This window comes from Stenotrophomonas sp. CFBP 13725, from assembly GCF_014841935.1.
GTDB lineage: Bacteria > Pseudomonadota > Gammaproteobacteria > Xanthomonadales > Xanthomonadaceae > Stenotrophomonas.
The window spans coordinates 36,828-54,868 of sequence record NZ_JACYUV010000005.1; the positions used below are offsets into that span (position 1 = coordinate 36,828).

Below are 18,041 nucleotides of genomic sequence, written 5' to 3' on the forward strand. Positions count from 1 at the left end.
GCCAGCGATGATTTTCCGGTTCACCCTTTGACACTCCCCAACATCAGACCTTGAATGTAATAGCGCTGCAGCAGCAGGAACAACGCCAGCACCGGAATCACGGTGACCACCGCGCCGGCCATCATCATCTCAACATCCATGATGTGTTCGCGTGACAATGTCGCCAGCGCCACCGGCAGCGTGTAGTGCTCCTGGTCGGTCAGCACGATCAGCGGCCACATGAAGTCGTTCCAGGCGCCCATGAAGGTGAAGATCGACAGTGTCACCAGCACCGGCTTGAGCATCGGCAATACGATCTGGAAGAAGATCCGCAGCTCCCCTGCCCCGTCCATGCGCGCTGCTTCCAGCAGCTCATCCGGAATGGAGCGCGCGTACTGGCGCACCAGGAAGATGCCGAACACCGTGGCCAGCGCCGGCACGATCACCCCGCCGAAGCTGTTGACCAGGCCCAGCTGCTTCATCAGCAGGAACAGCGGCAGCATCGCCACCTGTGCCGGGATCACCAGGGCCGCCATCAGCACCTGGAACAGACGCTCACGGCCAACGAACCGCAACTTGGCGAAGGCGTACCCGGCCATCGTGTTCATCAGCAGCGAACCGAGGGTGATGGACACCGACACCAGCAGGCTGTTGGCGAAGTTGACGCCCATGCCGGTCCGCGCGAACAGCTCGTGGTAGTTGGCGAAGGTGACGTGCGACGGGGTCAGCGGCGGTGGGAACGTGGTGGCCTCGCCAGCCGGCATCACCGACACCGAGACCATCCACAACAGCGGCGCCAGGCTGACCAGCGCCAGCACCAGCAGCCCACCGTTGATCCACCATCCGTGCCAGCGTGACTGGCCGATTTCGCGACTCATACCATCTGCCTTTTGCGCCCGAAGCGCAGCATCACCGACGTCACCGCCAGGATGATCAGGAACAACAGGAACGCCACCGCCGACGCGCGGCCGAGGTTCCACCACTTGAAGCCTTCTTCGAACATGAAATACAGCACGCTGACGGTGCTCTGCAATGGATCGCCGCGGGTCATGACGTAGGGTTCGGCGAACAGCTGGAAGTAGCCGGACACCGTGATCACCCCCACCACCAGCAGCACCGGGCCGAGCATCGGCAGGGTGATGTGCAGGAACTGCTTCCAGCGCGATGCGCCATCGATGCGCGCCGCCTCGTACAGGTCATGCGGGATCGCCTGCAGGCCGGCCAGGAAGATCACCATGTTGTAGCCGAAGTTCTTCCACACCGCGAACAGCATGATGGTCGGCATGGCCCAGTTCGGGTCGCCCAGCCAGTCGATCGGGCTGATGCCGATGTGGCCCAGGCCGTAGTTCACCAGACCGTAGCTGGTATGGAACAGATAACGCCAGATCACCGCCACCGCCACCAGGGTGGTCACCACCGGGGCGAACAGCGCGGTGCGGAACAGCGCCTTGAAACGGGCGGCCGGTGCATTGAGCAGGATGGCCGCACCCAGCGACACCGCGATGGACAGCGGCACGCCGATCACCACGAAGTAGGTGGTATTCCACAGCGACTTCCAGAACATCGGCGTCTGCAGCAGGTCGATGTAGTTGCCCAGCCCGACAAAGCGCAGGTTGCTGCTGTCGGCCAGCGAATACAGGTCGAAATCGGTGACACTCAGCGCCAGCGCCGAAGCCACCGGCAGGCCGAAGAACACGCCCAGCACGATCACCGCCGGTGCGGCGAAGATCCAGCCGGCAAGGGAAGAACGGTTCATGGCAGGCCTCCTTCGACCGCCGATGCATCGCCCTGCGGCGGTGCCTCCTGCAACGATTGCTCATGCATCCAGCGACGCTTGGCCAACACCTTGTCCACGCGATCATCCAGTTCGGTCACGGCCGCATCCTGCGCCTGTCCACCGCGGACGACCTTCTCGGTCACGATGCGCATTTCCTGCACGATGCGCTCCCACTCCAGCACCTTCGGCGTGGGCTTCACGCGCTCGAGCTGGTCACGGAAGGCAGCCGCCAGCGGGTCATTGGCCAGCGAGGGCGCTTCCCAGGTGCTGCGACGCGGCGGCAGGTCACCGATGATGGAATGGAAGCGGGCCTGGATTTCCGGACGCGACAGGAACTCGATCAGCTTCCATGACGCTTCCTTCTGCTGCGACTTGCGGAAGATCACCAGGCTGGTGCCCCCGGCGATGCCAGCACCCAGGCCATCCGGACCCGGCAGCGCGGCCGTGCCCCACTGGCCCGCCAGCTCCTTGGGCTCGAGCTTCTTGAACTCACGGATGTTCCAGGGACCAGAGATGTAGAACACGTTGAAGCCGCGGAAGAACTCATCCCAGACATTGGAGATCTGGGTTTCGGACATCTTCGGCGCCCAGCCCTTCTCGAACATGTTGGCGTAGAAGCCCAGCGTGCGACGGAAGCCCGGGCTGCGGAAATTGCCACGGGTATCGTCGTCGCGCAGCAACGGATCGGGCTGCTGCAGGGCGAAGGACAGCTGCTGCTCGAACTCGTTGATCGGCATCAGCACCGCATAGCGGTTCGCGCCCTGCATCTTCTTGATGTCGGCCATCTGCTGCTCGAACTCGGCCCAGGTGCGCGGCGGCGCATCGTGGCCGGCCTTGGCCAGCAGGTCCTTGCGGTAATACAGCAGGCGCGTGTCCACGTACCACGGCACGCCGACCACTTCGTCGTGGATGACGTTGGTGTCCCAGATGCCGGGGAAATAGTCGTCCGGCTTCACCACGCTGGAGCGGTCGATGTAGGGCTGCAGCGGCACCAGCGTATTGAGTTCGGCGAACTCGGGGATCCAGGTGTTCCCCAGCTGGCAGACGTCGGGCAGCCCATCGGCGGCGAACGCGGTCAGCAGCTTTTCATGCGCCGCCGTCCACGGGATGTTCTGCACATCCACCTTGATACCCGGGTTTTCCGCTTCGAACTCATGGATCAGCTCGGCCACTACTTCGGCTTCGCGCCCCATTGCCCAGAAGCGCACCGTGGTGCCCTCGTCCTGCCGACCGCAGCCGGCCAGCGCCAGCATGGCGACCAGCACGGCGGCACGGCGCCAACGCCGGGCGACGGATTTCACTGCGGCCACCGGCTTACTTGCCGGGGTTGTTGTTGCGGGATGCATTCTTCTGTTCCTGTGCCGCGGCAGCGCGCGATTCTGCAATACCAACAGCGCGTGCGCCGGCGGCCTGTTCGTCCTTCTCCAGCTGCAGCGGTTGCTGCTCGCCTTCGGGGGTCAGCCAGCCGCCGCTGAATCCAGCGCGCTCCAGCCCCTTGCGGATGTGGGGGTTCTTCTTCATCACCTCCCACACGAAATCATTACGGTAGTTGGCGATCATGGTCAGGATCGGGCCCTGGTCGATGCCGATGTAATCACTGGCCACCCAACCACGATCAGGCACCATCCGCCCGGTCTTGATCGGGATGTCGTAGTTGAAGCTGGGGTTGAACGAATCCAGGAACCCGTAGCTGGAATAGATGTAGTCACCGAAGCGCTTGTGCATTTCCTGGGTGGCCGGGATCACCTCTTCCGGGGCGAACACGATCGACGAGATCGCCGCAGTCGGGGCGATCGTGCCGTCGTCGAAATTCTCGCGCAGGCCCGCGCCACGCGAAGAGTAATGGCGGAACTGGCGCTGCTCGCCGCGATACTCCTGCGTGGTGTTCTGCGGCCCGTCGCTGGCCGTCAGGCCCCACACGTTCTGGCCGTATTCCTTCCAGTTCATCGGGTTGCTGATGGCGTACTCGCGCTGTGCCAGCGCCGCCGAACGGCTGTTGAGGAAATAGGTGCTGCCACGCTCGCGCATGTACGCATCCTGGATGTCACGGAAGTCGATCCAGACGTGGCTGTACTGATGACCGAACAGCGGGCCGAAGGACAGGTATTCCTGGCCCTGGTACACGCCCCAGTCGTTGTCATAGGTCCGTGTCCACACCGTCCACGCATCCGGGCTGACCGGATGGGTGGGCGACCCCAAGGCCAGGATGTAGACGATCATCGCCTCGTTGTAGCCCATCCAGTCGTGTTCAATGGTGCCGCTTTCCGGGAACCAGCCCATCGAGATCAGCGGGGCGCGTTCCTGCAGCCACGGCCAGTCCACCCGCTTGTACAGGGTGTCGGCGATGTCACGGATTTCCTTCTCGCGGCTGTCGCCACCGTCGTAATACGACTGCGCGAACAGCACGCCCATCATCAGCAGCGCGGTATCCACCGAGGACAGCTCGACCCAACTGTCGTAACGCTGACCCTGCTGCATGTCCAGGAAGTGGTAATAGAAGCCCTTGTAGCCGCCCTTGCCGGTGCGCTGCGGGCCCATCGGCACGTCGCGCAGGAATCGCAGGGTGGTCAGCGTGCGCTCGACCGCCTGGTTACGGCTGACCCAGCCATTTTCGATGCCGATCGGGTACGCCGTCAGCGCGAAACCGACCGAGGCGATGCTGGCGAACGGACGCGAAGGATAGCGGTCCGGGGTGAGCCCGTTGATCTCGTTGGTGGTATCCCAGAAGAACTGGAACGTGCGGCGCTCGATGTCATCGAACAGCGGCGGCAGTTCCGGCTTCATCGGCCGCGGCGGCAGGTCCGCCTCGACCAGGATCACCTGGGGGGCTGGCTTGACCGGCTCCGGCGCCGCTTGTGGCTTGCAGCCGACGGTGGCCAGGCCGAACAACGCGACAGTCAACACGTGGCGTACCCGCATCGGCCCCTTCCTTTTTTGCTGTTCAAGAGTACAGAGCATAACGTCCCATGACTTGAAATCGTTTACATATCTGCCCCGAAAAAAACCACCTGCGGTGGTCGGGACCGATGGATCATTGCCCAGCCCGCTGCCCCCTCACTGGCAGCGGGCTGGACAATGGACGGATCCGAAGATCCGCCATTGCCTGCCCACGGTACCGCCCGAAGGCGGCACCGCGGTTCCTCTCAACCCCCCTGGATCAGAAGCGGAAGCCGACTTCGGCCTTCACCTGACGCGGGGTACCGACGATGTCGCCGGTCTCGTTGTAGCTGGCCAGCAACTTGCCGTTGGTCTTGGTGTAGTTGTAGTTGGAGAAGTTGTCGAAGTTGAACACGTTGATGATGTCGATACGAGCGTACAGCTCGGTCTCGTGCGCCATCTTGAACGTCTTCGTCGCCTGCAGGTCGACCGAACGGTAGCCGAAGATCTTGCCACCGAGCAGGAACTTGCCGTTGCCGTTGGGCACTGCGGCACCCGGGGTCGGCAGGTCGAAGCCGGTCGACTGGGTGACCGGGTACCAGTCGTTCACCGCGGTCGGCGTGGCCAGGGTGACCTTGCCGCCGAAGGTGATGCCCCAGAAGCCGGCATACGAACCGGTGACCACCAGGCGGTGACGCGGAGCGCCGTTGGAGCGGATGGTCGGGTAGTCCTCGATCAGGCCACGGTCGAACGCGTACTTCTCATTGATGTCGCGGTTGTGGCGTGCGGTGGTCCAGGTGTAAGCGATCGAGGAGCCCCAGCCGCTTTCCTGGGTGAACGGCTTCTGCGCCGACAGCAGCAGCTGGGTCGCGCGGGTCTTGATGCCCTGCTGGCCGATGATCAGGCTGCCGAAGCCCGGCACGTTGCAGCTCCAGGCCTGGCTCAGGCCCGGGTCGGAGCCACCGCACAGACGCGGGTCATCGAAGAACTGACCGGTCGGGTAACGGTTGCCCAGCGTGAAGGCGAAGCCATCGTAGCTCAGGGTGCGGGAGATGGTCGCATCGGTCAGCCAATCGCCGACCTGGTTGCTCATGCCGAAGCTGAACTGATCGGAGTACGGCACCTTCAGGTTGTTGTTCAGCAGGTCCACTTCCAGGCCGGCATTGCTGGTCGAACCGACCAGCGACTGCAGGTTGCCGATGCCGTTGAGCAGGTTCGGGTTCCAGTCATAGCAGGCGGCCTGGCCATTGAGGCAGGTGCCGGTGTTCGGATTGCGGAAGTAGATGGTCGGCTGCGGAAGGGCCAGCTTGGTGGTTTCCAGCTGCAGGTTGTCGAACAGGTCGCGATCGTACGAACGACCGGCACCGCCGTGGAACACGTGCTGCTCGTCGGCGTTGATGTCATACGAGAAGCCGATGCGCGGCTGCCAGGCATCCTTGAACGCCTTGCGGTTCTTGCCGGTGCTGATGTACTGGCTGATGTCCAGGCCACCCAGCGCCAGCGAATCGGCGTAGGTCTGGCCAGCAGCAGCGCGCGGATCCTGCGAGTAGATCGCGTCGACCACTGCCTGCGGGGTCACGAAGTCCAGGTAGGCCGGGGTCTTTTCGTAGTCCCAGCGCAGGCCGAGGTTCAGCTGCAGGTGGTCGTTGACCTGCCAGTCGTCCTGGATGAACAGGCCGATCTGCTTGGACTTCGAACGCACTTCGCCGGACACGCCCGACACGCCGGTCACCGGCTTGACGAACTGCGCCTTGTACGGAATGTCGGACGGGAAGTCCGGATCGCCCAGCGTATAGGTGAACGCCGGGTTGATCTGTGCCGCATCCGATGCGTACAGGTCGATTTCCTTGTACTTGGCGCCCATCTTGATGGTGTGGTCACCATTCCAGGTGATGCCATCCAGGGTCAGGTTGTCTTCAATCGCCCAGCCCTTCTGGCCCTTCACCTGCGAATCCAGCGCCGATGCGCCACCGATCTTCACCAGGGTGCGGTCTTCGGTGCCGTCCGGTGCGGTGTAGGTGAAGCCGTTGGCCAGCGTCAGCGGGGTCGGATTGTTGAACGAGTCTTCGTGGGTGAGCATCATTTCGTTGTAGAAACGCTCACCGCTGTGGTTCCAGCGCAGCGCGTAACGACGGTCGGTGTTGACCACTTCACGGCCGGCTTCCGGCGCGGTCTGACCACTGAACTGCTGCTGGGTCTCGTCGCGATCCTGGAAGCTCAGTTCGATGCGATCGTTGTCGGTCGGCTCGAAGTCGATCTTGGCGAAGATCAGGTCCTGCTGGAACGGCTGGCTGGCCGGGCCGAGGCCGGCGGCGGCGTCTGCCGGCAGCAGGCCGACGCGGTTGGTGACCGAACCTTCCGGGGCGATGGTGACCGGCAGGTCGAAGCGCTTGGCTTCATAGGTCACGAAGAAGTGGGCCTTGTCCTGGATGATCGGGCCACCCAATGCAAAACCGTATTCCTTCTCGGCCGACGCTTCCTTGCTCTGGCCCGGCTGACGTTCGGCCGGGGTCTTGGCGCGCATGTCTTCGTTGGTGTAACGGTAGAAGGTTTCACCCTTGAACTCGTTGGTACCGGACTTGGTCGCCGCGGTCACGGCCGCGCTGGAGACCTGACCGTATTCGGCCTTGTAGTTGCCGCTGATGACCTTGTATTCACCGATCGCCAGCTGCGGGAACGGGTTGCCGGCGCTGCCGGACTGGCCGGCCACGCCGCCGCCCTTGACGTAGCTCTTCTGGCCCACGCCGTCGATGTACACGTTGGTGCCGTCGGAGTTGGTGGCACCGCCGCGCAGCGAGGTGTTGCCCTTCGCATCACGGGTGAAGATCAGGCCCGGAACCGCGTCGGCGAATTCCAGGAAGTTGCGCGACACCTGCGGGGTGGTCTGGATCTGCTGCAGGCTGACGGTCTTGCCGACTTCAGAGGTGCGCACTTCCTGCAACAGGGTCGGTGCCACGACGGTGATCGCATCGAGGTTGGTCGCGCTGCCATCGGCCGGCGCAGCCGCCTGGGCGCCGCTGAAGTTCAGCGTCGCGGTCGAGGCCACGGTCACGGTGACCTTCTGCGTCTGGCCGTTGGCCACCACGTCATAGGTGCCCGGGTCCAGGCCCATCAGCGAGTAGCTGCCGTCGGCGCGGACAGTGCCGCGACGCACGGTGCCGGTGGCCACGTTGGTGGCGACCACTTCGCTGCCGGCCTGGGCCGAAGCGACCTGGCCACGCAGGCTCGCGTTGGCCGACTGGGCCATCACGTCCGGGGCAGCGGCGAACACCAGGCAACTGGCCAGGGCACAGGTCAGCAGGCGGCGAGCCGGCATCCGACGATGGTTATTGAGATGCATCATGAAAATCTCCGGGGGTGGTGGCGACCGTCATGGCCGCCCCTTTCATGTCAAACAAAAAGGTAATGCCTCCGGCTTCAGCGGCCGGATGGCGTCTCGTTCCTGGGCTTGCACTTACTTGAATCACGCACGATCAGTCGCGGCACCAGCGTCTGCTTGTCGCCCGCTCCTTCCGTGGTTTTTGAATCCATCAACTGCATGAGGCGCGTCATCGCCATGTCACCAAGCTCGGCGATACTCACCTGCATCGTCGTCAAAGACGGGTGAACGAAACGGGCCAGCGGAATGTCATCGAATCCGGCCAACGCCACATCGTCCGGCACCTTAAGTCCTGCCTGCGCGAACGCATACAGACACCCCAGCGCCATCATGTCGTTGGCTGCGAACACCGCGTCGGGCAGCGTCCCCGCTGCCAGCAACTCCTGACCGGCACGATGGCCGGAAGCTTCGTCGAAATCACCGGGCAACTCGATCCCCTGCGCCTGCGCGCCGAAGGCAGTGAGCGCGTCACGGAAGCCTCGCAGGCGTTCGCGCGCATCGTAGTTGGAGTCCGGGCCTGAAATGAATGCAATGCGTCGGTGACCGACGTCCAGCAGATGGCGGGTCATCGCCACCGCACCGGCATGGTCATCGATGCTCAACACAGGATGGTCCTGGTCGGGCAGATAGGTGTTGATCAGAACGGTGGGCAACGACTGCGGCAGGTTGTCGGTCAGGAAACCCGGGCTTTCGGCATACGGCGACAGCACCAGCAGGCCATCCACGCGGCCGCGCATCGCGCGCAGCGCCGCACCCTGCTGTTCCTGGTCACCGTGGTAACTGGACACCAGCAGATGCTGGCGGCGCACACGGGCGATCTGGTCGATGCCACGCATCAGTTCGGAGAAGAACTCGCCGTAAAGATCAGGCAGCACCACGCCCACCGTATTGGTGCGGCGGCTGCTGAGACTGCGCGCCGCGGCATGCGGGGTGTAGCGCAGGCGCGCAGCCACCTCCAGCACCAGCTGGCGAACCGGCTCGGCGACATTTTCGTGTCCGTTGAGCGCGCGCGAAACCGTGGCCACTGAGACCTTGGCTTCCCGTGCGACATCCTTGATGGTGATCGCTGCCTTGTTCACGAAGTCGCCCTCCACGACTTGAGCCATTCGGCTTGGCGCGGAATGTAAGCGTTTCCAATGTCCAATGTAAACACTCCGTTAGTCCTGATTGTCATTCGACGCCCGCCCGCTGTCCTGGCGGGACGTCACCACGACGCCACGGGACAAGAGCGGACAGGGATCAGCCAGCCTCGGCCGGGGTCTGTGCGTTGATCGACAACGCATGGATATCGGTATCCATCATGCTGCCAACGGCAGCGTACACGGCCCGATGCCGCGCAAGTGCGCCCATACCTTCAAAGGCGGCACTGACCACGTGCACATTGAAGTGACCGCGCCCGTCGCGGGCCCCTGCATGGCCCGCATGACGGTGGCTGTCATCCTCCACATCGAGGTGCACAGGGGCCAGCGATTGCTGCAGTGCCGCACGAATACGCTCGACCCGTTCCGCATTGCTCACGGCAGCACCTTCCGGAACGGGCGGACATCGGTCCGCGCATAAACGCCAGCGGCCACGTAGGGATCGGCATCGGCCCACGCGCGCGCCTGCGGCAGCGAATCGAACTGAGCGATCACCACGCTGCCGCTGAATCCCGCCGGGCCGGGATCTTCGCTGTCGATCGCCGGGCACGGGCCGGCCACCAACAAGCGCCCCTGCTCCACCAGGGCCTGCAGCCGCGCAAGATGCGCAGGCCGCGCCTCCAGACGCGCTGGCAGGACATCCGGAGCGTCATAGCCTTCGATCACGTACCACATGGTTGTCTCCTCACTGTCCCGGGACGGGAATCGCCGGTGATTCTAGCCCCAGCGGCAACAGCGCCGCCGACCACGGCGCGGCGCCACCGCCTTATCGCTCCATCGCTTTTTTTTATTCTTCATCCGCGACCGGCAGCGCCCGTAGCCGGTCAGGGGTCCGGGCGGGGTGGGTTACACGGGGCCCTTGGAGCCCCGGACGGGCGGAAAGGAGCTTACATGGACGTACTTGCAGCGTGCCCCGTGTAACCCACCCCGCCCGGGCCGCTCTCAGGTCCAACCGAAGCGCAGCCAGTCGCGAGGGGGCTCAGCCCGTTCGCCCCCCCTGCCCCGCGCAGGCTGGACAGCAGCCAGGCAAAGCCGTAACCTACTTCCATTGCACGTGGCTGGACGCAGCGTCCCGTCGGATCAGTGGCCCTACAAGCCCCCGATGATCGATCCGCTGCCCCCGACCAGACCATGTAGACGACCTCCCCGTAGTTTCGTCGCTTCCGCAGATGCGGTGCGTCCTGCTTCATTGATGTGTGGAATCGCGCCGACTCCGGCGTGTCCTGGTTCCCGCGATCGCCTGTCAGGTCATCTCCTGTTGGCGCTGCGCGGTACCGCGACCGGTCCGTTGCAATCCTGATGTCCCTAGATGACCTCTGAAACCGCGCCCAGCGCGAATCCGTCAACCCGGCCGCCCCATCCACAGCAGCAGGAAATGCCGCTGGCCGTGGTGCATGGGCAGCCGGTCCTGCAGATACCGCAGGACCTGTACATCCCGCCGGATGCACTGGAAGTCATCCTCGACGCGTTCGAGGGACCACTGGACCTGCTGCTGTACCTGATCCGCCGGCAGAACCTTGACGTGCTGGACATCCCCGTCGCCGAGATCACCCGGCAGTACGTGGAATACATCACCGTGATGCGCGAGCTGCGTTTCGAGCTGGCCGCGGAATACCTGGTGATGGCGGCGATACTGGCCGAAGTGAAGTCGCGGATGCTGTTGCCGCGGCCGATCAGCGAGGACGGCGACGAGGCCGATCCGCGCGCGGAGCTGGTGCGTCGGCTGCAGGAGTACGAACGTTTCAAGCAGGCGGCCGAGGATATCGACAGCCTGCCCCGGCAGGACCGCGACACCACCGTGGTGCATGCCTTCGTCCCCGATCGTGCAGCGATAAAGCTGCCACCGCCGGTGGACCTGAAGGAAATGCTGATGGCGCTGCATGACGTGCTCAAGCGCGCCGAGCTGTTCAGCGGCCACGCGATCAAACGCGAGGCGCTGAGTGTGCGCCAGCGGATGGGCGACCTGCTGGGCCGCATGGACGAAGGCGTGTTTTACCGGTTCGAGTCGTTGTTCGGCGCCGAGGAAGGAAAACTCGGCGTGCTGGTCACCTTCCTGGCAATGCTGGAACTGGCCAAGGAACAACTGCTGGATATCGTGCAGGAAGCCCCGCTGGCGACGATCTACGTCAAGTCGCTGGCGGCGGGAAACACCAATGAGCCGCTGTCCTTCAGCAGCGAATTCGACGACAACGACGCTGAGTGAGCCCGAACTGCCGATGGATCAACCGCTGATCAACCGTATCGTCGAAGGCGCCCTGCTGGCATCTGCGCAGCCGCTGACCCTGGTGCAGCTCAAGGAGCTGTTCCCGGAAGACGAGCCGGCACCGGCCGGCAGTGTCGAGCGCGCGCTGGAATACCTGCGTGAGGCCTGTGCGGAACGCGGCGTGGAACTGGTGGAGGTCGCCTCCGGCTTCCGTTACCAGGTCACCGCTGAAGTCCACAGCCATATCAGCCGGCTGTGGACCGAACGCAAGACCCGTTACACGCGTGCCACGCTGGAAACCCTGGCGTTGATCGCTTACCGGCAGCCGATCACCCGCGGCGAGATCGAGCAGGTGCGCGGTGTAGCGGTCAGCAGCAATATCATCCAGGCCCTGGAAGAGCGCGAATGGATCCGCGTGGTCGGCCACCGCGACGTGCCCGGCAGGCCGGCCCTGTTCGGCACGACCAAGGGATTCCTGGATTACTTCGGCCTGAAGCGGCTGGACGAGCTGCCGCCGCTGTCCGAGCTGCGCGACCTGGCCGACCTGGAACCGCAGTTGCCGCTTGGCGCCGATGGGCAGCCCGACGCGCCCCTGACGGCGAGTGCAGGCAGCCCGGACCTGGCCGCAAACGATGACACCGCCGCCGATGGCAGTGACGACCAAGGCACCCTGGCCGCCGATGGCGCCGATGCCGCACCCGATTCATCCGACGCCCCCGTGGCGGCGGACCCTGATGAGCAAGCACCTTCGCCCACCGAAAACGGGCACCCCGAAACCGCGCCGGGAACGCGCGCGGCGCCAGTGAACGAAAGCGAAGACAACGCCGTCGCGATGACGACCGTGGCTGTTGACCTAGCCGATTCCGAACCAGAGGCCGATGACGAAACGTCGGCTGGAGCCAAAGTTAATGAGTGACACCCCCCGTAAGCCTTCGTTGAACAAGCTCTCGCTGAAGCGTGAAGCCACCTCCGAACAGTTCAAGCTGGAAGAGCGCCTGCACAAGGTGCTGGCGCAGGCCGGCCTGGGCTCGCGCCGCGCGCTGGAACAGCGCATCGCCGAGGGCCTGGTCAAGGTCAATGGCGAAGTCGCGCAGACCGGCATGTCCGTGCGCAGCGGCGACCGTATCGAGCTGGATGGCCGCGGCTTCGTCGCCACCGCCCTGGCCGAGCCGTCGCGCGTGCTGGTCTACAACAAGCCGGAAGGCGAAGTGACCACCCGCGAAGATCCCGAAGGCCGCCCGACCGTGTTCGAGTCGCTGCCGGCACTGAAGGGCGCACGCTGGATCGCCGTCGGCCGCCTGGACATCAACACCACCGGCCTGCTGCTGGCGACCACCGACGGTGAGCTGGCCAACGCCATGATGCACCCGTCCTTCGAAGTCGAGCGCGAGTACGTGGTGCGCGTGCGTGCCCCGGAAGGCCAGGACAAGGTCGACGACAACACCATCCTGCGCCTGCAGCGCGGCGTGGCACTGGAAGATGGCCCGGCCAAGTTCGACGAAGTCGAACGCATCGGCGGCACCGATTCCCACGACTGGTTCCGCGTGGTGGTGAAGGAAGGCCGCAACCGCGAAGTCCGTCGCCTGTGGGAATCGCAGGGCTGCCAGGTGAGCCGGCTGAAGCGCACGCGCTACGGCAAGGTCAGCCTGCCCCGCGAACTGGTCCGTGGTCATTCCGTGGAGCTGACGACCGCACAGGTCGACGCCCTGCGCGCCGACCTCAAGCTGGAAGAAGGCGCACCCTCGGCGCTGACGCTGCAGCCGGTGATCGGTCAGCGTCGCGCTGCCAAGACCACGGTGCGCATCGGCCGTGACGGAGGTCGGGGTACGGCCTACGTCAATGGCCACAACACCGCCGATGAAGGCCGCGAACTGCGCCGCTTCGACAACGTGCGCGAAGACCGCGGCCGCGGTCGCGGCGGCAAGCCGGGTGGCGGCTTCAAGGGCGGCCTGACGGTCAGCGGTGAAGCGGCTGCCAAGCAGTCGCAGCGCCCGTTCAAGGCCCGCCCGCAGAAGAACGATCGTGGCCTGCCGGAAGGCAACCCGGCTGCGTTCCGCAGCTGGTACGTGCCGGACGGCGTCAGCACCGGCCCGAGTGGACACCGCAATGCCGGCCCGGGCGCTGCCCGCGGTCCGGGTGCCCGTGGTCCCGGTGGCCCCGGCGCGCGCGGTCCCGGTGGTCCGGGTGCCCGGGGTCCGGGTGCGCGCGGTCCAGGCCAGGGTGGCGGTTACGGCCAGGGCCAGGGTGAAGGCGCTCGTGGCGGTTATGCCAAGCCGAAGTCGCCGGGTGCCGGCGCCGGTGGCAACCGCGGCGGCCAGGGCCAGGGTGGCCAGGGCAACAAGCATCCCTATGGGCATCCGGGCAACGCCCCGTCATTCCCGTCCGATCATGCCAACCCGGGCTTCAGCCCGTACGGCAGTGCCCGTCCGGCCAGCGGCAACCGTGGCCCGGGCGGTAACCGCTCGGCGGGTGGCCCCGGCGGCAACCGGGGGCCGGGTGGTCCCGGTGGCAACCGCGGACCGGGTGGTCCCGGTGGCGGCAATCGTGGTCCCGGCGGCCCCGGTGGCGGCAATCGCGGTCCGGGTGGCCCCGGTGGCAACCGCGGACGTGGCGGCGGCCCGCGCGGCGGCTGATCAATAAAAAACCCGGCCTCGCGGCCGGGTTTTTTTGTGTCGGGTAGTGGCGGCTTTCAGCGGCGCTCGATGGTGAACGCGGTCCCGTCGATGCCCAGGTCCCAGCCCTTCCCGGTGCCGGCCAAGGCAAGCGAGATGTCGCCCTTGGTCATCGCCGCTGCACCGCTGGAGCGGATCACGCCCGCATGTGCGCCAACGGCGGCATAGGTGCCGAACAGATCATTGGGCGAGTACGCGCCGCTGAAGCGGCCGGTCCCATCGACGATCTTCGATTTGCCGATCGTCAGCCCGCCGCCCTTGACCTTGAGCTTGACCGGCATCGTCATGCCGTTGTCGCAGGTGATCGTGCCGGTACCGGAGGCCGTCTTGTAGAACACCGACCAACCGGACATGTCGTAGCGCAGGTTGCATTCGATGTTGCCCGCTGCCTGCGCGGCGGGCGCGACGAAAGCAGAGGCAGCGAGCACGAGCAGCAGGGAAACGGTGGACTTCATGATAGGGGTGCTCCGCGTTGTGGAATGCGCGAAATCTAGCAGTGGCCCCCTCCTCCGGACAGGGGCAGCTGCGCCATCCGCGTCCCGTGGTTCAGTCAGCCGTCGGCTGCTCCAGCACGAAGGCATCGGCATCGAGCATCGCCGGGAAACGGGCGCGGTGTGCCGCCAGCGCACCGGCCGACAGCGTGGTCGTCACGACCTGTTCGACCTCACGCACCTCCACCTGAGCCTGGCCCAGGAAATCGATCACCGCGCTGTCGCCGGCATAGTGCAGATCGTTGCCGTCCACACCCACCCGGTTGACCGCGGCGACGAAGCAGAGGTTTTCGATCGCACGCGCACGCAGCAGGGTCTTCCAGGCATAGGCACGCGCCGAGGGCCAGTTGGCCACGAACAGCTGCAGGTCGAAGTCCAACTGCCCTGCCCGCTCCACGTCGTACCGGTTGCGGCAGAACACGGGGAAGCGCAGGTCGTAGCAGACCTGCGGATTGATCCGCCAGCCCTTCCACTGCACGCTCAGGCGCTCGCGGCCGGCGGCGTAGCGCTCATGCTCACCGCCGTAACGGAACAGGTGGCGCTTGTCGTACTGCTGCACCTCGCCATCGGGCGTGGCGAACAACAACCGGTTGTAGACCGCCTCGCCTTCGCGCAGCTGCACGCTGCCGGTCACCGCCGCATCCAGCTGCGCGGCCTGCTGGCGCATCCAGGCGACGGTCGGCCCCTGCATGTCTTCGGCCTGGGCAATCGCCTCGTTGGAGAAGCCGCTGGTGAAGGTTTCCGGCAGCACCACCAGGTCGGTGCGGCCCGCCAGCGGCGACAGCAGGTCACCGTAATACGTGCGGTTGCCGGCCGGATCGTGCCAACGCGTGTCGCCCTGCACCAGGCTGATACGCAGGTCCTGCACAGCACCCTGTGCGTTCGTCGGGACCGCGCTCACAGCCGTGCCAACCGTTCGATGGCCGCATCCAGCGTCGTTTCGTTCTTGGCGAAGCACAAGCGCACGATGCGCTGGCCGGCCGGCGGCGTTTCGTAGAACGGTGACAGCGGAATCGCCGCCACGCCTTTCTCGATCGTCAGCCACTTCACGAATTCATGGTCCGGCAAGTCGCTGATCGCCGAGTAATCCACCAGTTGGAAGTAACCGCCGGGCACCGGCAGCGCCTGCAGGCGCGTCTGCGCCAGCTGCTCACGGAAGCGGTCACGCTTGGCCTGGTAGAACGCCCCCAACTGCAGGTGGTGTTCCGGCTCATCACGGATCATTGCCGCGAATCCATATTGTGCCGGGCCGAAACTGGTGAAGGTGTTGTACTGGTGCACCTTGCGGAATTCCGCGCTCATCGCGGGCGGGGCGATGGCGTAGCCGATCTTCCAGCCGGTGCAGTGGTAGGTCTTGCCGAAGCTGGAGATCACGAACGCGCGCTCGCGCAGCTCCGGATGCCGCAGGGCGGACTCGTGGCGGCGGCCGTCGTAGATGATGTGCTCGTACACTTCATCGGAAATCAGATAGATGTCCGTGCCGCGCAGCAGATCGGCCAGGGCCTGCATGTCCGCCGCATCAAGCATCGCGCCGGACGGATTGTGCGGTGTGTTGACCATCAGCATCCGCGTGCGCGGGGTGATCGCCGCACGCACGCGATCCCAGTCGACGGCGAAGGTATGCGGATCCAGCGGCACGTGCACCGCGCGCGCGCCGGCAAGATCGATCGCCGGCTCGTAGCAGTCATACGCCGGGTCGAGCACGATCACTTCTTCGCCGGCACGTACCACGGCGTGGATCGCGTTGAAGATCGCTTCGGTGGCACCGCTGGTGACGGTGATTTCCGTATCCGGGTCCACCTCTGCGCCGTACAGGTCCAGCGATTTCTGCGCGATGGCCTGGCGCAGCGGCGCCACGCCGGTCATCGGCGGATACTGGTTGAGACCGTCGGCCATGGCCGCCGTGGTGGCATCGATCAGCCGCTGCGGCGCGCTGAAGTCGGGAAAGCCCTGGCCGAGGTTCACGGCGCCGTGTTCGGCTGCCAGCTGGGACATCACGGTGAAGATGGTGGTGCCCACCTTGGGCAGCTTGGTCTGCGGTTGCATCGGCCTGTGCGGGGTTGGAAGACAGGCATGTGAGTGTAGCGCCTTGACGGCCAGCGGCCGTCACTACCCTTTACAATCGGGGCCCGTGTTCGGCGCAGAGAATCGCCCCTTGGATACCCCTGCGCTGCTGGCCGCCCGTGGCCTGTGTTTTTCCCGCGACGAAGAAACGGTGTTTGGTCCGCTCGACTTCCATGTCGATGCAGGCGAGGCCCTGCTGGTGCAGGGCGACAACGGCGCCGGCAAGACCACCCTGCTGCGTGTGCTGGCCGGGCTGCTGCGCCCGGCCGCAGGCACGGTCGAGATCGATGGACGCGCCGCAGGCGTCGCCGAACGTGCGCACTTCGTCGCCTACCTGGGCCACCTGCCCGCGCTGAAGGCGGATCTGGATACCCTGGAAAATCTGCACTTCCTGTGCGGGCTGCATGGGCGACGCGCGCGGCAGATGCCGGGCAGTGCGCTGGCCGTGGTGGGCCTTGCCGGATATGAAAACACCCTGGTGCGGCATCTTTCCGCTGGGCAGAAGCGCAGGCTGGCGCTGGCCCGCATGTGGCTGTCGCCGGCACCGTTATGGCTGATGGACGAGCCCTACGCCAACCTCGACCTGGAGGGCATCAACCTGGTGAACCGGATGATTTCCGCCCACCTGCGCGGCGGTGGCGCGGCGCTGGTCACCACCCACGGTGCCTACGCTGCGCCGCCGGTGCGGACGCGCCAACTGCAATTGCCGCTGCAGGTGATCGCATGATCGCCCCGGGCACCGAGCCGGGCCTGTGGCAGACCGCGCGCGCCCTTGCCAGCCGCGACCTGCGCCTGGTCTGGCGGCGGCGGGGGGATGCGCTGCAACCGGTGCTTTTCGCCCTGCTGGTCGTCGTGCTGTTCGCGTTGGCGCTGGGCCGCGACCCGCAGGTGCTGGCGGCCAATGCGGTGGCCGTGTTGTGGCTGGCGGTGCTGCTGGCAGGCCAGTTGGCGCTGGATTCGCTGTTCCGTTCCGATGCCGAAGACGGCTCGCTGGAGCAATGGCTGCTGGCCCCGGTACCGCTGTCCTGGCTGGTGCTGGTCCGCGTGCTGATGCACTGGCTGACCACCGCCCTGCCGTTGATCGTGATCAGTCCACTGCTGGCGGAAATGCTGCATCTGCCACATGACCAATGGCCGATGCTGCTGGCATCGTTGCTGCTGGGAACCCCCCTGCTGAGCCTGATCGGTGGCATGGTCGCCGCACTGACGGTGGGCATCCGACGCTCTGGTATCCTCGTTGCACTGTTGTCGTTGCCGCTGTACGTACCGGTGCTGGTGTTCGGTGCAGGCAGTGTCGCCGCCGCCGCACGCGGCCAGGATCCACTGGGTGCGCTGCTGATGCTCGCCGCCGGCCTGGTGGTCGCGCTGGTGCTGGCGCCCCTGGCCACGGCAGCGGCGATCCGCATCTCGTTGAGCTGATTGTTCTTGAGCCGAGCCACACCGACCACCCGGGATAGCCG

16 protein-coding genes are annotated in these 18,041 nt (G+C 65.4%); 5 read left to right on the plus strand and 11 right to left on the minus strand.

Annotated features, from left to right (window positions below; all coding sequences use genetic code 11):
• Positions 1–20: 20 nt before the first annotated feature.
• The 8 genes from IFT65_RS10375 to IFT65_RS10410 all read right to left on the minus strand — a co-directional run bounded on the left by IFT65_RS10375 (position 21) and on the right by IFT65_RS10410 (position 9,826).
• On the minus strand, positions 21–857 hold the full coding sequence (locus IFT65_RS10375) for a carbohydrate ABC transporter permease (protein ID WP_192081389.1): 837 nt from the start codon (positions 855–857) through the stop codon (positions 21–23).
• Positions 854–1,735 (minus strand): sugar ABC transporter permease, encoded by an 882-nt coding sequence (locus IFT65_RS10380; protein WP_188326839.1) that lies wholly within the window; start codon positions 1,733–1,735, stop codon positions 854–856. Before IFT65_RS10380 ends, IFT65_RS10375 begins: the two co-directional genes overlap by 4 nt.
• On the minus strand, positions 1,732–3,009 hold the full coding sequence (locus tag IFT65_RS10385) for a sugar ABC transporter substrate-binding protein (protein ID WP_188327235.1): 1,278 nt from the start codon (positions 3,007–3,009) through the stop codon (positions 1,732–1,734). Before IFT65_RS10385 ends, IFT65_RS10380 begins: the two co-directional genes overlap by 4 nt.
• Positions 3,010–3,070: 61 nt before the next feature.
• Positions 3,071–4,675 carry a glucoamylase family protein gene (locus IFT65_RS10390; protein ID WP_188326838.1) on the minus strand — a complete coding sequence of 535 codons (1,605 nt, stop codon included), beginning with the start codon at positions 4,673–4,675 and terminating at the stop codon, positions 3,071–3,073.
• Positions 4,676–4,913: 238 nt separating this feature from the next.
• Positions 4,914–7,976, minus strand: a complete 3,063-nt coding sequence (locus IFT65_RS10395; protein WP_192081390.1) for a TonB-dependent receptor — start codon at positions 7,974–7,976, stop codon at positions 4,914–4,916.
• Positions 7,977–8,050: 74 nt separating this feature from the next.
• A complete protein-coding gene (locus IFT65_RS10400; RefSeq protein ID WP_188326836.1) occupies positions 8,051–9,106 on the minus strand; it encodes a LacI family DNA-binding transcriptional regulator in 1,056 nt (351 codons plus the stop codon).
• Positions 9,107–9,251: 145 nt separating this feature from the next.
• Positions 9,252–9,530, minus strand: coding sequence for a BolA family protein (locus IFT65_RS10405; protein ID WP_342365877.1), 279 nt, complete (start codon positions 9,528–9,530; stop codon positions 9,252–9,254).
• Complete coding sequence (locus tag IFT65_RS10410; RefSeq protein ID WP_188326834.1) at positions 9,527–9,826, minus strand: YciI family protein; 300 nt, start codon at positions 9,824–9,826, stop codon at positions 9,527–9,529. The genes IFT65_RS10405 and IFT65_RS10410 overlap by 4 nt, the downstream gene beginning before the upstream one ends.
• 634 nt (positions 9,827–10,460) lie before the next feature.
• Between IFT65_RS10410 and IFT65_RS10415 the strand changes: the two genes are divergently transcribed.
• Genes IFT65_RS10415 through IFT65_RS10425 form a run of 3 tightly spaced genes read left to right on the plus strand, consistent with a single transcriptional unit; the run spans position 10,461 to position 13,987 of the window.
• Positions 10,461–11,354 (plus strand): ScpA family protein, encoded by an 894-nt coding sequence (locus IFT65_RS10415; protein WP_188326833.1) that lies wholly within the window; start codon positions 10,461–10,463, stop codon positions 11,352–11,354.
• A gap of 13 nt (positions 11,355–11,367) precedes the next feature.
• Complete coding sequence (gene scpB / locus IFT65_RS10420; protein ID WP_188326832.1) at positions 11,368–12,270, plus strand: SMC-Scp complex subunit ScpB; 903 nt, start codon at positions 11,368–11,370, stop codon at positions 12,268–12,270.
• Positions 12,263–13,987, plus strand: coding sequence for a pseudouridine synthase (locus IFT65_RS10425; protein WP_188326831.1), 1,725 nt, complete (start codon positions 12,263–12,265; stop codon positions 13,985–13,987). Before scpB ends, IFT65_RS10425 begins: the two co-directional genes overlap by 8 nt.
• Positions 13,988–14,043: 56 nt before the next feature.
• On the opposite strand, the gene IFT65_RS10430 is transcribed toward IFT65_RS10425, so the two are convergent.
• From IFT65_RS10430 to IFT65_RS10440, 3 genes are all read right to left on the minus strand, one after another.
• Complete coding sequence (locus tag IFT65_RS10430) at positions 14,044–14,481, minus strand: hypothetical protein (RefSeq protein ID WP_188326830.1); 438 nt, start codon at positions 14,479–14,481, stop codon at positions 14,044–14,046.
• 91 nt (positions 14,482–14,572) lie between these two features.
• Complete coding sequence (locus IFT65_RS10435) at positions 14,573–15,385, minus strand: amidohydrolase (RefSeq protein ID WP_188327234.1); 813 nt, start codon at positions 15,383–15,385, stop codon at positions 14,573–14,575.
• 29 nt (positions 15,386–15,414) lie between these two features.
• Entirely contained in the window at positions 15,415–16,563 is a 1,149-nt protein-coding gene (locus tag IFT65_RS10440) for a pyridoxal phosphate-dependent aminotransferase (protein WP_188326829.1), read from the minus strand.
• Between the two features lie 109 nt (positions 16,564–16,672).
• Between IFT65_RS10440 and ccmA the strand changes: the two genes are divergently transcribed.
• Positions 16,673–17,308: a heme ABC exporter ATP-binding protein CcmA gene (gene ccmA, locus IFT65_RS10445; protein ID WP_249405132.1), complete on the plus strand. Its 636-nt coding sequence runs from the start codon at positions 16,673–16,675 to the stop codon at positions 17,306–17,308.
• Positions 17,305–18,000, plus strand: a complete 696-nt coding sequence (ccmB, locus tag IFT65_RS10450; protein ID WP_188326827.1) for a heme exporter protein CcmB — start codon at positions 17,305–17,307, stop codon at positions 17,998–18,000. The genes ccmA and ccmB overlap by 4 nt, the downstream gene beginning before the upstream one ends.
• Positions 18,001–18,041: the final 41 nt, after the last annotated feature.

What these genes read in the sequence shown, in the direction of transcription:
- IFT65_RS10385 (WP_188327235.1), bottom strand. Translation starts at nt 3,009, where the DNA reads ATGCTGGCGCTGGCCGGCTGCGGTCGGCAGGACGAGGGCACCACGGTG.
- IFT65_RS10390 (WP_188326838.1), bottom strand. Translation starts at nt 4,675, where the DNA reads ATGCGGGTACGCCACGTGTTGACTGTCGCGTTGTTCGGCCTGGCCACC.
- IFT65_RS10425 (WP_188326831.1), top strand. Translation starts at nt 12,263, where the DNA reads ATGAGTGACACCCCCCGTAAGCCTTCGTTGAACAAGCTCTCGCTGAAG.
- IFT65_RS10410 (WP_188326834.1), bottom strand. Translation starts at nt 9,826, where the DNA reads ATGTGGTACGTGATCGAAGGCTATGACGCTCCGGATGTCCTGCCAGCG.
- IFT65_RS10440 (WP_188326829.1), bottom strand. Translation starts at nt 16,563, where the DNA reads ATGCAACCGCAGACCAAGCTGCCCAAGGTGGGCACCACCATCTTCACC.
- IFT65_RS10415 (WP_188326833.1), top strand. Translation starts at nt 10,461, where the DNA reads ATGACCTCTGAAACCGCGCCCAGCGCGAATCCGTCAACCCGGCCGCCC.
- ccmB (WP_188326827.1), top strand. Translation starts at nt 17,305, where the DNA reads ATGATCGCCCCGGGCACCGAGCCGGGCCTGTGGCAGACCGCGCGCGCC.
- IFT65_RS10395 (WP_192081390.1), bottom strand. Translation starts at nt 7,976, where the DNA reads ATGATGCATCTCAATAACCATCGTCGGATGCCGGCTCGCCGCCTGCTG.
- scpB (WP_188326832.1), top strand. Translation starts at nt 11,368, where the DNA reads ATGGATCAACCGCTGATCAACCGTATCGTCGAAGGCGCCCTGCTGGCA.
- IFT65_RS10430 (WP_188326830.1), bottom strand. Translation starts at nt 14,481, where the DNA reads ATGAAGTCCACCGTTTCCCTGCTGCTCGTGCTCGCTGCCTCTGCTTTC.
- IFT65_RS10380 (WP_188326839.1), bottom strand. Translation starts at nt 1,735, where the DNA reads ATGAACCGTTCTTCCCTTGCCGGCTGGATCTTCGCCGCACCGGCGGTG.
- IFT65_RS10375 (WP_192081389.1), bottom strand. Translation starts at nt 857, where the DNA reads ATGAGTCGCGAAATCGGCCAGTCACGCTGGCACGGATGGTGGATCAAC.